This window comes from Enterococcus sp. AZ067, assembly GCF_051715005.1.
GTDB classification, from domain to species: Bacteria; Bacillota; Bacilli; order Lactobacillales; family Enterococcaceae; genus Enterococcus_D; species Enterococcus_D casseliflavus.
In genome coordinates this window covers 321838-336554 of the sequence record NZ_JBIOSY010000001.1, presented here as the reverse complement: position 1 = coordinate 336554, position 14717 = coordinate 321838, and the positions used below count along the sequence as shown (strand labels likewise).

Below are 14717 nucleotides of genomic sequence, written 5' to 3'. Positions count from 1 at the left end.
CTTTCCTCCTTGAGTTCTTCTTACGCTCTCTATTTTGTAGGACAAAGGGGCACAGCACATGGATCAAGGTCTCTAGCTAACTACGAACTCATCAAATTTCTTGGGGTTCAGCGATGGTTCGCTCAGTCTTTTGATACATTTTTTTTAAGAGCAGATTATTGATCAATGAAGTCATGGCGAACCCACCAAACGTATAAACGTAAATAGCAGTCAACAATCTTTCGGGACTACTCAAGCTAAAATACATCATCATACTATTAAAGAGCAACAGCAAACCCGCTTGCTTCCCATTTTGAATCGCTATCAGCAAACAATTCTTGATACTACGCCACACACCATCTTCATATCTACCAATATAAGAAAATAGCATGACAAACAATAATAAGAGACAGACGATGAAAGGGAATAAAATGGCTAAGCCAATCACCCTAAAGACTATAGCTTGAAGGGTAAACAAATAGAAATTGAGTGAAAAGATCGTTGTAAAAAAAAGAATACCTAACCAAATAATTGTTGCTTCAAAAAAATCCCTTTTTATCGTAGAAAAGTAGTGTCGCACAAGCCCTTCTTCTTGGCCCGCCAGTATTTTTTGCCAACAAGTGTTCATGGCTGTCAAAGAGACGCCGATTGTAAGGATCGGCAGACTAGTAAGAAGAAATAAGCCATTAAGCAAGCATATATCGGTAATCCTTGTTAATCCTTTCATCAATGGCGTATCAAATCGAAACAAAGTTTTCATGTATACTCCTTTCACCTAGAATAGGAAGGCTGAAGCAGTATTTCTACTTCAGCCCGCACGATCTAATTTATAATTGCTGAGTATCGATCAAAGGCATCATTTTGGATCCCCATAAACTCTTCGATCCCCATTGCGTTCAATTGTTCCAGATAGCTCTCCCATTCTTCTTCAATTCCGCCTTCTACTACCCATTTGGCAGCCATTTGCGAAGCATAAGAACTAATATCTACATAAAGTGCTGACAACCGAGCCAATTCTTCTTGCGAGTAAATCACATTCGGAAATGCAGGTTGGACGTATTGATTGATTTCACTATCAAGAATCAATTTCAATCCATCCCCTTGTGTTTCATCAATCGTCACACGCTCATTAAATTGATCATCCACATATTTTGGTCCAAAATCGCGCAATGAATTGATCCAAGCCCATTCATCCGCTGATTTCCCATCCTGTGGTGGTAAAACTGTATACTGGTCCCCGTTTTTCTCAACACCAACACCAAATGAGCCATAAAAGGTTTGAATGCTTGCATCATCTGTATAGAATTGATCAGCCCACTTTAAGAGCGCAGCAGGATTTTCACAACTCGTTGTTATCATAAACTCATTCCGACCGTAGTTATAATGATCTGGATCGGATATGACATAGCGTTGTCCATCTGGTCCTTTCAATGGTGGTAGTGCAACATACTCCTCAGCATGTAAGCCAAACGTTGCATCCGCCGTCCATCCAGCAGCCACCCCTACAAGAGCGGTATCTTTATTCATTCGTTTCGCATCACTCATGGATGTATCTTGGGTAAACAATTCTGGATCAATTAAGCCAGCTTGATACGCCTCACTCATCCAAGCAATGCCATCACGATAGGTTTCTTCCATGCGTAAGTAGATTGGTTTTCCATCCTTCATTGACATTTCGTACGTATTGTCAGCTCCAAGCCGATTGTTAAACGGTAAAATGAAGGAGAAGGTTTCACTAAAGTTTCCGACACCATACGGGATCTCATCCGTTGCATCTCCATTACCATTGGCGTCCTCTTCTTTAAAAGCTATTAAGACATCAATAAAATCTTCATAGGTATCAGGCATCTCCAAGCCAAGATTATCAAGCCATGTTTGATTGATAAATAGTTGGTTCGCAATGAGCGGACGCATTGGTAATTTTTTCGGCAAGCTATAGATATGCCCGTCTGGTGATGTAATCATTGCTTTAATTTTTGGATCTTCCGACATGATGCGAGTAAGATTAGGCATGTTTTCTGCAATCAAGTCTTCTAATGGAATAAACACATCTTGGTTTTGTGCTATTTCAGCATCATTAAAGGTGATCGATCCTAAAAAGGCATCTGGCAAATCGCCCCCAGCCATCAATACAGACTTTCTCTCACCCCAATCTGCTGAAAGATGAATATCCCATTCGATTTGAATCCCTGCATTTTCTTCTGCTTCTTCTAAAAAGCCTTTTGTAAAATCATCTCCCCAGTCTGACCAGCGAACAGTGGTGATTTTAAATTGATTCGTGTCACTTCCTTGCTCCTCTACGGCTCCTTCATTTCCACAGCCAGTCATCATCCCTAAAATTCCTAAAGAACAAAACAAATACCTCCATTTAAACTGTTTCATCATCATTCCTCCATTTTTTATTCTTTCAACGCGCCGATCATGACACCTTGATTAAAATACTTTTGTAAAAACGGGTATAACATCATAATTGGTGCTGTTGATACGACAATTGCTGCATATTTCATCATGTCTGCCGTTGCTCTTAGCTCAGATGCAAGTTCTCCGGTTGCTTGTGTTTGTAGTAGTTGATTACTTATTAGTAATCGTCTAAGTATCAATTGCAGTGGTTGTAGATTGTCATTGGTCAAATAAATCAATGCATTGAACCACGAGTTCCAAATACCAACTGCTGTCCATAAACCGATAACAGCCAATATCGCTTTTGAAAGTGGTAACACCATGCTAAAGAAATAACGGATCGTTCCACAACCATCAATTTGAGCTGCTTCCCATAAACCAGCAGGAATACTATTGTTGAAGAATGTTCTAGCTACGATGATATTGTAACTAGATACTGCAAAAGGAATGACCATTACCCAAAACGTATCTAAGAGACCGACATTCTTGATCGTTAAGTAAATCGGGATCAAGCCGCCCGAAACGAACATGGGAATAATAAACAATAAAGCCAGCCATTTCCTACCGTGCAAATCTTTTCTAGATAAGGCATAACCAGCGGGGATATTAACGAATAATGCGACAGCGGTTCCTACGATGGTATATAAAATGGTATTCAAGTAGCCTCGCCAGAATAAGCTCTGCTCAAACAAGCGGATATACCCATCTAATCGCCATTCATTTGGCCACAACCAAACATTTCCATTCCCGACATCCGCTGGATCACTAAAGGAAGCAATGATCACAAACCAAAGCGGATAAATGATTAGAAGGATCAACAAAATGGCTACCCCATAAACAAAGAAATCGAATATCCTTTCAGAACCAGTTTTTTTACTTTTTTTCATAATCTCCTCCTAAAACAGCCCAGTTTTCGTCAAGCGCCTCGACAATGCATTCACTAAGATCAATATAATTATATTGATCACTGTATTAAATAAGCCGATAGCAGTTGAATAACTATATTGAAAGTTTATTAACCCTACTTTATAAACATATGTGGAGATAATTTCACTTCCTGCTAAATTCAAGGCATTTTGTAACAGCAACACTTTTTCAAACCCAACACTCAATAAACTGCCTGCTCTTAATATAAGCAAGATCATTGCGGTGGGAAGAATCAGTGGTAAATCAATGTGCTTGATTTTTTGTAGTCTTGTGGCACCATCCATAGTCGCAGCTTCGTAGTAAGTGGGATCGATCGCTGATAAAGCCGCTAGATAAATAATGCTGTCCCACCCAACATGTTGCCAGACATCACTCCAAACGTATACGCTTGCAAAACTTCCTGGCTGAGAAAGCAAGGAAGGCAATTCTATGCCAACAAGCCGCATGAGGTTGACAATCAAACCATTGGTAGGTGATAGAAACAAGATCAACATCCCGCACATAACCATTGTAGAAATGAAGTGAGGTAAATAGGTGGTGACTTGGAAAAACTTCTTGAATTTTTCTACACGAATTTGATTGCAAAGAATTGCTAATGCAATTGGCAATGGAAAGCCGACAATCATACTGTAGAGGGAAATAGTTAGCGTATTTCTAAGGGTTACTCCAAATTGGAACGAATTAAAAAATTGAGAAAAATGCTTAAAACCAACCCACGGACTTCCAAAAATACCCAGTGATGGGGTGTAATCTTTAAATGCAATTACTAAACCATACATTGGAATATAAGTGAATATGACTAATAAAATCAAAGCTGGCGCTAATAAGACGTACAAAGAAAGACTATTTTTCATTTTATTCTTGTGAAAACTTGCGTTGCTTTTTTTTTGCACATGTAACCCTCCTACAAAGAAAATCATTCTTTTCATTTTTTTTTACGGTAGAGATAGGAAAAAAGTAACTACTCCTCCAAATAGCCTTTCGTCTACTATAGAACGAATGTAAAACAATCATTGGCCACGTATCCTGATTGTTTTTTACTTAGAAGTGAATCAATTTTTTAGTCTGTCTCTTGAAGGTTTAACGTTAAACTATAAGACAAAGTTTAACGTTAAACTTATTCGTTGTCAACGCTTTCATTAATAAAAAACAACAAACTTCTTCTGAGTAATTGGATGGTCGTATAAGCACTAGGATTTTGAACAAAACAAAAACAGCAGCGAGCTTCCTCCCTGCTGTTTTGATCTATCTTGACTCTATATCGATATATTCCCGATCGTTTGACACTTCTTTGTAGGCGGGACGCATGATTTTTTGTGCGTTGACCAGCTCTTCGATCCGATGGGCGGACCAGCCGACGATCCGCGCGATAGCAAACATTGGTGTATACAGTTCTTCTGGCAGATCCAACATGTTATAAACAAACCCGCTGAAAAAGTCGATATTGGCACTGACTCCTTTGTAGATTTTGCGCTTTTCATTGATGACTTGAGGAGCAATACGTTCGACCATCGTATACAATTGATATTCTTGCCAAGCTTCTGATCCTTTTTCTTGGGCCAGTTTTGCCACATAATTTTTAAAAATCGCCGCACGGGGATCGTTGTCGCTGTATACCGCGTGGCCCATGCCATAAATCAATCCTTTACGATCAAATGCTTCTTTATCTAAGACTGCTTCCAAATAGCTGCGGATCGCCTGTTCATCGGTAAGGTCAGCAACGTTGCGCTTCAAATCTCCCATCATTTCCGTCACTTTGATATTAGCACCACCGTGTTTAGGCCCTTTCAAAGAACCTAGCGCTGCAGCAATCGTTGAATAGGTATCCGTCCCACTGGAGGTAACGACTCGTGTCGTAAAGGTCGAATTATTCCCGCCGCCATGTTCCATATGCAAAACCAGTGCCATATCCAATGTTTGGGCTTCTTGGAAGCTATATTCTTTCGTTGGACGTAGCATAGTCAAAATCGTTTCAGCTGTACTCAACTCTTCGGTCGGGCGGTGGATATACATACTCTCCCCTTGATTGTAATGATTGTAGGCATGATAGCCGTAAATTGCCAAGAGCGGAAAGACACTGATCAGCATCAGACTTTGTTCCAATACATTTTCAATGCTGATGTCATCTGCTTGTGGATCGTAACTTGCCAGTGTCAAGATACTGCGAGATAAGCTATTCATGATATCAGAAGAAGGTGCTTTCATAATGACGTCACGAACAAAATTGGTCGGCAATGTACGTTTTTCTGCTAATAGGCAATGAAAGGCCGCAAGTTCTGTTTTGTTTGGCAGTTCGCCGAAAAGTAATAAATATGCAACCTCTTCAAAGCCAAAGCGTTTTTCATTGACGAACCCTGCAACTAACTCGTTGATGTCAATTCCGCGATAACGCAGCTCGCCACAAGCTTCAATCGGCTTGCCAGCAATGATTTTTTCTGGATAAATGGTTGAGATCGTCGTAAGCCCTGCTAAGACCCCCGTGCCATTTAAATCCCTCAGTCCACGTTTCACATCATATTCTGAATAAAGATTCACATCTATCAAATTGTATTTCTGACATTGCGATGCAAGATAGGACATCTTCTCTTTCTTTTCTAATCTTTCCACGGTGATGTTACCTCCAATCTTTCTACAAACTATCGACTTCAATGTTATTTAACCGTATACAAACATCGTTAAAATAGTCATCCTATAAAATCGTTGCTTTTTAACAAACTTTCACACATTATAGCACGATGTTGAGAAAATGAAATATTTTTCATAAATTTAATTGATTTTTTAAATTATCAACGTATAATTATTCCTAATAAGTACGTTTATCTTCGTAAAAAGGAGGATTCTTATGAAGTGGCAATCTCAACTCACCGTCAATGATACGCAATACACGTATATTGACTTAGCGAAAATCACCCAAGACTTAGGGGCTGATTTATCTCGCTTGCCCTACTCCATTCGAGTTTTATTGGAAAGTGTTGCTCGTCATCAAGACGAGGAAATTACAGAGGATTATTTACCATTTTTAGCGAACTGGCAGGCAGAAACCCCTACTGGTGTCGTGCCATTCAAACCAGAGCGGGTCGTTTTGCAAGACTTTACTGGGGTACCCGCAGTCGTTGATTTGGCTGCCATGCGGGATGCGATGGTCGCTTTAGGCGGTGCCGCAGAAGACATCAATCCTGAGATCCCCGTTACACTCGTCGTCGACCACTCTGTGCAAGTCGATCAAGCCGGTACTCCTGGGGCGATCGCTTTTAATACGGAGCGGGAATTTGAACGCAATGCAGAACGCTATCAATTCTTGAAATGGGCGCAAGGTTCTTTCGACAATTTCGAAGTCGTTCCGCCTGAAACAGGGATCATTCATCAAGTCAACATCGAATCGTTGTCTGATGTGATCTTGCAAAAAACACACGAAGATCAACGACTGCTGTTTCCTGATACATTGCAAGGAACCGATTCTCACACCACGATGATCAACGGCTTGGGGGTTCTCGGTTGGGGGGTTGGCGGTATTGAAGCGGAAGCTGCGATTCTTGGCGAACCTTCTTTCTTCCCTACGCCTGAAGTCATCGGGGTGAAATTTATCAACGAGATGCCTGCAGGTACCACCGCCACCGATTTAGCACTAAAAGTAACTGAAGTGCTGCGGATCGAAAAAGTGGTCGGAAAATTTGTCGAATACTTCGGTCCTGGCTATCGTCATTTAAGTTTAGCTGATCGAGCAACGTTAGCAAACATGGCTCCCGAATATGGTGCGACTTGCGGTTTTTGTCCGATTGATCAAGAGACCTTGAACTACTTAGCAACGACCGGTCGCTCCAGCGAGCTGATCGAACTCGTTGCCGCTTACGCCAAAGCCAACCATTTCTTTTATGATGAAACGATCGTGCCGACCTATACTAAGACGATCACCATCGATCTAGCAGAAGTTCAGCCAGCATTAGCGGGCCCTAAGCGCCCGCAAGATCGGATTTTGCTTCCAGCAGTCCGTCAGGATTTTGAACAATCGGTCACGGCTGCCGTCGGTCCCAAGGGCTTTGGTCTTTCAGAGGACGAATGGCAAAAAGCAGCCAGCGTTACCTGGCCAGATGCTGCACCTGACAAATTAGTGACCGGCGATATCGTCTTGGCGGCGATCACTAGCTGTACGAATACTAGCAATCCCTTCGTCATGCTCTCGGCAGGCTTATTGGCTAAAAAAGCCATTGAAAAAGGTCTGACCGTCTCTCGTACGGTCAAAACCTCCCTTGCACCTGGCTCCCAGATCGTGACCACCTATTTGCAAAACAGTGGTTTGCTGCCGTATTTAGAGCAACTCGGCTTTTATTTGGTGGGTTACGGTTGTACCACCTGTATCGGAAATTCAGGTCCTTTAGAAGCGCAGGTCGCTGAAGCAATTGAGGCAGAAAATCTACTGGTGGCATCGGTTCTGTCAGGCAATCGAAATTTTGAAGGAAGAATCCATCCACAGATCAAAGCCAATTATTTGGCTTCACCGCCATTAGTTGTTGCCTATGCCATCGCTGGCAGCATTCGCAAAGATCTCACAAAAGAACCGTTAGCTATCGTCAATGACGAGCCGGTGTATTTGTCTGATATTTGGCCTAGCAATGAAGAAGTCAATGCTTACGTTCAAGAGTACGTCGGACCAGAAGCATTTCGCGCTGCCTATGAGCATCTTTTTGATGCCAATGAACGCTGGAATGCGATCGAAACCACCACGAGCGCATGTTATGAATGGGAGGAGCAATCCACTTACATCGCTCATCCGCCCTACTTTGAAACATTGACCAAAGAGTTGCCTAAACCAGATGTCTTAGCTGATCTGAAAGTCTTGGCAAAATTGGGTGATTCCGTCACCACTGACCATATTTCTCCTGCTGGCAGCATCAGTATGGATTCTGCAGCCGGAAAATTTTTACAAGAAAAAGAAGTTCCGTATCGTGAATTCAACTCCTTTGGTTCGCGACGCGGCAATCATCAGATTATGATGCGGGGGACTTTCGGCAACATCCGTCTGCAAAACCAGCTAGTGCCTGGCAGTACTGGCAGTGTCACGCATTATTTTCCAACTGGGGAAACCCTGTCGATATTTGACGCAGCTATGAATTACCAAAAAGCTGGTCAAAGCTGTATCATTTTAGCTGGTAAAGATTATGGCATGGGTTCTTCTCGCGACTGGGCCGCCAAAGGAACACAATTGTTAGGCGTTAAAGTCGTCTTAGCAGAAAGCTTCGAACGAATCCATCGCAGCAACTTGGTCATGATGGGGATCATTCCGCTTGAATATCTTGCTGGTGAAAGTGCCGCATCGTTTGATTTGGACGGCAGCGAAACATTCTCGATCGCTTTGCCAGAAGAGCCAGTGGTCAAGCAGCTGATCGAAGTCACTGCGCAACGGATTGACGGAGGGACTGTCTCCTTTATGACCCGCCTGCGCTTTGATGCCCCTGCAGATATTCGCTATTGGAAGCATCAAGGAATTTTACCGATGGTCATTCGAAAAAAAGCTGAATTAGGAGGAACTGCCCATGCCTAACCAAACAACCCATGAAGTAACGACGATCACCATTCCTTACATTGCAGGAGACGGCATCGGTGCCGAGATTTGGCAGGCTGCGCAACCTGTGATTGATGCCGCTGTAAATAAAGCCTATGACAATCAACGCCGCATCGAATGGCTGGAAGTTTTAGCTGGAGAAGCCGCCTTTGAACAGACGGGGGAATGGCTGCCGCAAGCAACCATCGATACGATCAAGGCTCAACAATACGCCTTAAAAGGACCGTTGACTACCCCAATTGGCGAGGGCTTTCGCTCCTTGAATGTCACCTTGCGGCAAACGCTGGATCTTTATGCCTGTGTCAGACCTGTTCGCTATTTTACAGGGGTCCCTTCGCCTTTAAAGCAGCCAGAAAAAACCGATATGGTGATCTTTCGAGAAAATACTGAAGATGTTTATGCTGGTATCGAATTTGCCAAAGACGACGACGCAACGCAGCGTCTGATCCAGACATTGCAAGCAGACTTTGCTGTCAAGGCGATTCGTTTTCCTAAAACTGCCGCTATCGGCATCAAGCCGATCTCTTTAGAAGGCAGTCAGCGCTTGATCGCTGCTGCCATTGAGTATGCGATCGCTCAAAAGCGGCCCACGGTGACACTGGTGCATAAAGGCAATATCATGAAATTTACAGAAGGCGGCTTTAAAAACTGGGGCTATCAGCTTGCAGAGACCACATACGCCGACCAGTGTTTTACAATGAATCAATACAACAAAATCAAAGCAGAAAGCGGCTCAAAGGCAGCCGAAGCCGCCCTTGCCTCGGCAAAAGCGGCTGGGAAAATCGTTGTTAACGACGTGATCGCAGACAACTTTTTACAACAGATCCTTTTGTATCCAGAAAAATTCGACGTCATTGCCACTTGTAATTTGAACGGCGACTACATTTCTGATGCACTTGCTGCACAAGTCGGCGGCATCGGGATCGCCCCCGGTGCCAATATCAACTACGCTACTGGGGCAGCCATCTTTGAAGCTACCCACGGAACAGCACCGGATATCGCAGGACTTGGCAAAGCCAATCCCTGTTCGCTGCTGCTGTCAGCGTGCATGCTATTAGAACATTTGAACTGGCCAGCAGCAGCTCAAATCCTAACACAAGCCATTGAACAAGCCTTGCAAAGTCAACACGTCACTGCCGACTTCGCGCAGTTGATGCCAGAAGCGGTCTGTTTAACGACACAAGCGTTTGGTGAACACCTCCTTCAGTTGATCCATTCGTAAACTCAAGCTGTGATTGAGTCGGCATTTGCCTGCTCAATCACAGCTTGATTGCGTTTTCACCTTTTGAGAAACTATACTTAGAGCATGAAAGGGGGAATTCATTTATGAGTGAATTCAACATGAGAAAAATCGGTCAGCAGATCGCTGCCAAACGCAAAGAAAAAAATCTGACCCAAAGCAACTTGGCCGACCAGTTACTTGTCAGCTATCAGGCGGTCAGTAATTGGGAGCGGGGCAACTCACTGCCGGACATTGAAAAATTGCCGCAGCTAGCAGCGATTTTAGACCTATCCATCGATGAGCTGTTAGGGAAGCCAGCAGCTGCGGTGCAACATTATCAAGCAGGAACCGCACAGCCAGAAGAAATCGCCGAACTAGCTCCGCTGATCAAACCGCAAGAATTGTCAGCGTTGATTCAAGAAGAACCGTTTCAAGAAACTTCTTTAGATTTAGACTTATTGCCTAGGCTAGCACCTCATTTGACCAGCGCAGACTTGCAGCACCTGCTAAATGGTGCCGAGAATATCCCAGAAGAGGTACTGGAAGAACTCCTGCCGTTTTTGAAAAAGCCCCAAGTAGAAGAGCTCCTGAAAGGCAAGCACTATTCCATGGCTTTTTGGGAAGAGGCGGCGCCCTTTTTACCCTCCAACTTTTTGGCGGGAGAAATCAAAGGCTGGCTTGAAAATCCTGACTTCCGCTTTTCTGAGATTGAAGAACTGCTGCCCTTTTTACCTGCGCCGTATCTGGATGAACTCCTGCTGACCGCCCTGGAACAGCCAAACGTTGCCGCAGCAGAACGCTTGGCTTATGATGAAATCGAAGAACTGCTGCCGTTTCTGACAGAAGCAACGATCTGCCGGCTCGTTCAAGCACTGCCCTTCTCAACAGATGAGCTGGAAGAGATCGCCCCTTTCCTCTCCTCAAAGAACTTGATTGTCCTTTTTAAAAAAGGACACTAAAAAAACAAGATTCTTCTTTACTTTTGGTAAACCACCGTTTATAATTTCGTTAACCAAATAAATTAATTTCAGGTTAACGAAATTATTATTAGAGAGAAGGATTCGATGAAATTATCATTACGTGAACAAATCCATGCCGCTTTATTTGCGATCATTATTGCTGGTCTTTCCCAACTGACGATTCCATTAGGTTTGATCCCATTGACAGGACAAACCTTTGCGATCGGGTTGGCGGTGACTTTCCTCGGCACGCGAACAGGAACGATGGCGATCATCATCTACTTGCTGTTAGGATTGATCGGTTTGCCCGTTTTCGCTGGTTTTTCCAGCGGTATCGGTGTTTTGTTAGGACCAACTGGTGGCTATTTAGTTGGCTTCCTCTTTAATGGATTGCTTACTGGATTGATCGTAGAAAAAACAGCGTTTCACTACACAGGAGCAGTGATCGGCAATATTGTCGGTGCGCTGGCAACTTTGTTGTTTGGTACATTGTGGCTGAAATGGAGCACGGGCATGGCATGGCCGGCTGCCTTTAACGGTGGCTTTGTTCTGTTTATTATCCCTGGGATCATCAAAGCCGTTGCCGCAGCTTATCTAGGTATCTTTTTAAGAAACCGCTTGGCGCAACCATTGGCTTTACGTTAATAAAAAACACTCGCGTCATATGCAGCGATTCCCATCAGTTAGCTTTTTCGTCTAACTTTTGAAAATCGCCGCATCACGTGAGTGTTCTTTTTTATTTCTTCCCCTCTTCAATCGAGAGCTGCGGCCAACTTTTCTGCCACTGCTTCATCGCTTGGCGTTGTCGATAAACCGCAAGATACTGTTCATTTTGGGCAAAATGCGGTGTTGGACGCACCCGAAAACTGCAAATATCCTGCCAGCCAAAAGGCGCCATCAATTCAAGCTTGCCTTGATTCATTCGTGCCGCTACCGCTGTACAACGCTCTGGAAACTTCGTTAAAGCATCGAAGGTACTTGTATAAGGCGGCTCCTCGGCAAAATTATGTTGGTGCATCAACGCTTGGTTTCGAACCTCCCAAGGAAATTCGGGAAACGAACGACGCAGTTGCGCTTCGATCGCTGCTGTTTCTTCTATACTTACAGTCGGATCATAAAACACGACATCAATATCGGTTATTGGCACCTCCGCTATTTTTCCACTGAGAAACCCCCATAAATAATTCCGCAGGTACCCAGCACACAGCCAGCAATCCGACAGCTGCAGCGCTTCAATGATCGTAAGCAGTTGTCGACATTCACGATTTTTTGCAAACAAGTTCTGGATCGCTTGTTCCTTCATTGGCGTCCTCCTCTAATGGGTTCAGGCTAGTTATTTCAAGGTCCAACCACCGTCGATGGGCACGATCGCCCCCTGCAAGTAACTAGCTTGCGGACTGGCAAGAAAAAGGGTCAGTGCTGCAACTTCTTCTGGTTGCGCCCAACGCTTGACTGGCGTCTCTTCTGCTACCCATTGCGCCATTTTTCCGTCACCCGCAAAATCAGCCGCATTCATCGGCGTTTGAATCGCACCTGGCGCGATGCCCTTCACCGAGATCCCTTGATCTGCAACATCCAATGCCAACTGTTTGGTAAACCCGACGATTGCGTGTTTTGCGGTTGTATAGGCGATCCCGCCCCCACCTGCGACCATTCCAGCGATCGACGCCATATTGATGATCGTTCCGCCGCCATTGGCTTGCATCAGCGGCAAAATTTCTTTCGTTAAATAAAACATGCTGGAGACATTGGTTCGAAATATCTCCTCCCACTCCATTGACGTCGTCTCAGCGATCGTATGATAGCCGTCAAGCTTTCCTGCTGTATTTAACAAGACTGTGATACCGCCAAAGTGCGTCACACAAGCTTGGACCGCTGCAAGACAATTTTCTTTCACCGCTAAGTCACAACATGTGCCGAAAAAGCGGGGCTGGGCTAAAAGCGAATCGGGAAACGATTGGCAGTCAACACCAAATACTTGAGCGCCTTCTGCAAGAAACGCCTCTGCTTGCGCTTTGCCGATGCCTGAAGCAGCCCCTGTGACAAACACAATCGTTTTGTCATCGATCCATGCTGCCGTCATTCCACGATTTTCCAATCTTCCGCAAGAATGTCGCAAACAGTCGGTGCGAAACTCGAGAATCCCTCATCTGCTGTTTTGATCAAAAAGTAAGGGGTGACTGGGGCATTGTCGTACACTTCGCCTTCAACGAATGTCACATAAAGTTCAAAGCCGCCCCAACCTTCACGAATGATTTTTTTGCCGGCTTTTAATTCTGGTAAGATTTCTTCAAATGTCATGATTTTTCTCCTTTGTGTGTTTCTTCTAATGGTTTAAATTGCTTGGAAAATCAATTACGAAAACAAGCAGAACTCGTTTGCTGCGCTAATACGGCAGCAGCGTGATCGCTTGCGCCAATTCCTCTAAAAGATGCGCCGTTTTATAGTCCTCAAATGCCTCATGATGGTTTCGCAGCAGCGTCCGAACTTTCGTTGGAGAATATGCTTCTGCTAAGTGATTTTCCAAAACGAAGCGTCGGGTCAACTGCCATTCATAATAGTAGCCGAAGGGACGGCAATAGTAGCTGGTTCCCGCAAGTTCTTTTTTCTCAAAGCGTCGATGGGTATGCCCAAAGACGACTGCCCGCACATTGGCGTACTGGTCGATCACTGCGCCAAAATCGGGCGACCCCAAAAACGCATTTAGGTGGTTCCAGCGGGCGTACTTGCCGGTCTGCCGCACAATAAACGCTTCTTGGGGCACAAAATGCGTAGAAAGAAAAATTTCTTGGTCTTGCGGCAAATGGGCCAATGTTTCCGCTAAACGCTCATTGATGGCTTGGCTGATCTCCTTATCCGATCCCTTTCGTTGAATCATGCGGTCATACCAAAACAAATTTTTCAGCCGCAAGATCTCAGCTTCACTGGTCAGATCAGAATATTGGTAGTCATACCAGCCATTGATTCCCAACAGCAGTGTTTTTTCTGATAAGCGATACGTCTGAAAATTAAGAAAGGCGGGATCATCGAAAGCCTCGATCTCTTGTTCCGTCAAGTCCACCATTTCATGATTGCCCCAGTGAAAGGTCGTTGGCACCTGTCGATTTTGAAAAAATGCGACCACGTCTAATAGCCGTTGTTTTTTATTCGCCACATCTCCTGCCAGATGCAGATGGGTCACCTGATTTTGCTGCAAATAATCAGCGATCAGCTGCAGATGGGGATCGAGTAATTGATTGATATCGACGTGCAAGTCGCTAATAACCGCCAGCGTGCCCATCTCAGCGGCCCGCCGTCTGCTTTTCGATCCGTAACAATTGAACATCGTTAGCTAAGATCCCGCTATTTCCCACCAATTGCAACCGTTGATAGGTCGGTTCCACCTGCATCCGAGTCTGTTCTTCTAAATACACCTGAGCCCCTTGCTTCAACCAAATCGTGCCTAAGGGTGTCGTTAAAGGGGTGTCGTAGATCGCCAATCCTTCTTCTGGATAGCTTTGCGGCACGATGATCAGGCGAAAATGGATGTCCAAACGGCAGGTGATCTCCGTTGCAGGAAACGGACCAACGCCGTCTTCAAAATTCAAGTAGAGACGATCATCTGGCTGCACATAAGGGGTTATTTTTTCAATTGCTGCTGGCTCAATGTTCAGTTCCATGACGAGAGCCC

General features: G+C 44.4%; 14 protein-coding genes. 4 read left to right on the top strand and 10 right to left on the bottom strand.

The features are described from left to right. Positions 1–91: 91 nt before the first annotated feature. From IGI82_RS01640 to IGI82_RS01620, 5 genes are all read right to left on the bottom strand, one after another. On the bottom strand, positions 92–739 hold the full coding sequence (locus tag IGI82_RS01640) for a DUF624 domain-containing protein (RefSeq protein WP_087626795.1): 648 nt from the start codon (positions 737–739) through the stop codon (positions 92–94). A 62-nt stretch (positions 740–801) separates the two neighbouring features. After that, positions 802–2367 (bottom strand): sugar ABC transporter substrate-binding protein, encoded by a 1566-nt coding sequence (locus IGI82_RS01635; RefSeq protein WP_438841731.1) that lies wholly within the window; start codon positions 2365–2367, stop codon positions 802–804. Between the two features lie 11 nt (positions 2368–2378). Further along, positions 2379–3266: a carbohydrate ABC transporter permease gene (locus tag IGI82_RS01630; protein WP_016609205.1), complete on the bottom strand. Its 888-nt coding sequence runs from the start codon at positions 3264–3266 to the stop codon at positions 2379–2381. Between the two features lie 9 nt (positions 3267–3275). Further along, positions 3276–4235, bottom strand: a complete 960-nt coding sequence (locus tag IGI82_RS01625) for an ABC transporter permease (protein ID WP_087626793.1) — start codon at positions 4233–4235, stop codon at positions 3276–3278. A 316-nt stretch (positions 4236–4551) separates the two neighbouring features. Next, on the bottom strand, positions 4552–5913 hold the full coding sequence (locus IGI82_RS01620; RefSeq protein WP_010748638.1) for a citrate/2-methylcitrate synthase: 1362 nt from the start codon (positions 5911–5913) through the stop codon (positions 4552–4554). Positions 5914–6148: 235 nt separating this feature from the next. Between IGI82_RS01620 and acnA the strand changes: the two genes are divergently transcribed. The 4 genes from acnA (at position 6149) to IGI82_RS01600 (ending at position 11692) form a co-directional block, all read left to right on the top strand. Continuing rightward, positions 6149–8845, top strand: a complete 2697-nt coding sequence (acnA, locus tag IGI82_RS01615) for an aconitate hydratase AcnA (RefSeq protein ID WP_015508827.1) — start codon at positions 6149–6151, stop codon at positions 8843–8845. Continuing rightward, complete coding sequence (gene icd, locus IGI82_RS01610; protein WP_271771332.1) at positions 8838–10088, top strand: NADP-dependent isocitrate dehydrogenase; 1251 nt, start codon at positions 8838–8840, stop codon at positions 10086–10088. The genes acnA and icd overlap by 8 nt, the downstream gene beginning before the upstream one ends. Before the next feature lie 104 nt (positions 10089–10192). Further along, complete coding sequence (locus tag IGI82_RS01605) at positions 10193–11047, top strand: helix-turn-helix domain-containing protein (RefSeq protein WP_115231613.1); 855 nt, start codon at positions 10193–10195, stop codon at positions 11045–11047. 105 nt (positions 11048–11152) lie between these two features. Continuing rightward, positions 11153–11692, top strand: coding sequence for a biotin transporter BioY (locus IGI82_RS01600; protein ID WP_271771341.1), 540 nt, complete (start codon positions 11153–11155; stop codon positions 11690–11692). A gap of 91 nt (positions 11693–11783) precedes the next feature. On the opposite strand, the gene IGI82_RS01595 is transcribed toward IGI82_RS01600, so the two are convergent. The 5 genes from IGI82_RS01595 to IGI82_RS01575 form a co-directional block, all read right to left on the bottom strand. Further along, on the bottom strand, positions 11784–12350 hold the full coding sequence (locus IGI82_RS01595; protein ID WP_115231611.1) for a nucleotidyltransferase family protein: 567 nt from the start codon (positions 12348–12350) through the stop codon (positions 11784–11786). A gap of 30 nt (positions 12351–12380) precedes the next feature. Continuing rightward, a complete protein-coding gene (locus IGI82_RS01590; RefSeq protein WP_438841730.1) occupies positions 12381–13130 on the bottom strand; it encodes a 3-oxoacyl-ACP reductase in 750 nt (249 codons plus the stop codon). After that, complete coding sequence (locus IGI82_RS01585) at positions 13127–13348, bottom strand: DUF2829 domain-containing protein (RefSeq protein ID WP_005227147.1); 222 nt, start codon at positions 13346–13348, stop codon at positions 13127–13129. Before IGI82_RS01585 ends, IGI82_RS01590 begins: the two co-directional genes overlap by 4 nt. 85 nt (positions 13349–13433) lie before the next feature. After that, positions 13434–14327 (bottom strand): metallophosphoesterase, encoded by an 894-nt coding sequence (locus tag IGI82_RS01580; RefSeq protein ID WP_115231610.1) that lies wholly within the window; start codon positions 14325–14327, stop codon positions 13434–13436. Position 14328: 1 nt separating this feature from the next. Beyond that, positions 14329–14706 (bottom strand): iron-sulfur cluster biosynthesis family protein, encoded by a 378-nt coding sequence (locus IGI82_RS01575; RefSeq protein ID WP_438841729.1) that lies wholly within the window; start codon positions 14704–14706, stop codon positions 14329–14331. Positions 14707–14717: the final 11 nt, after the last annotated feature.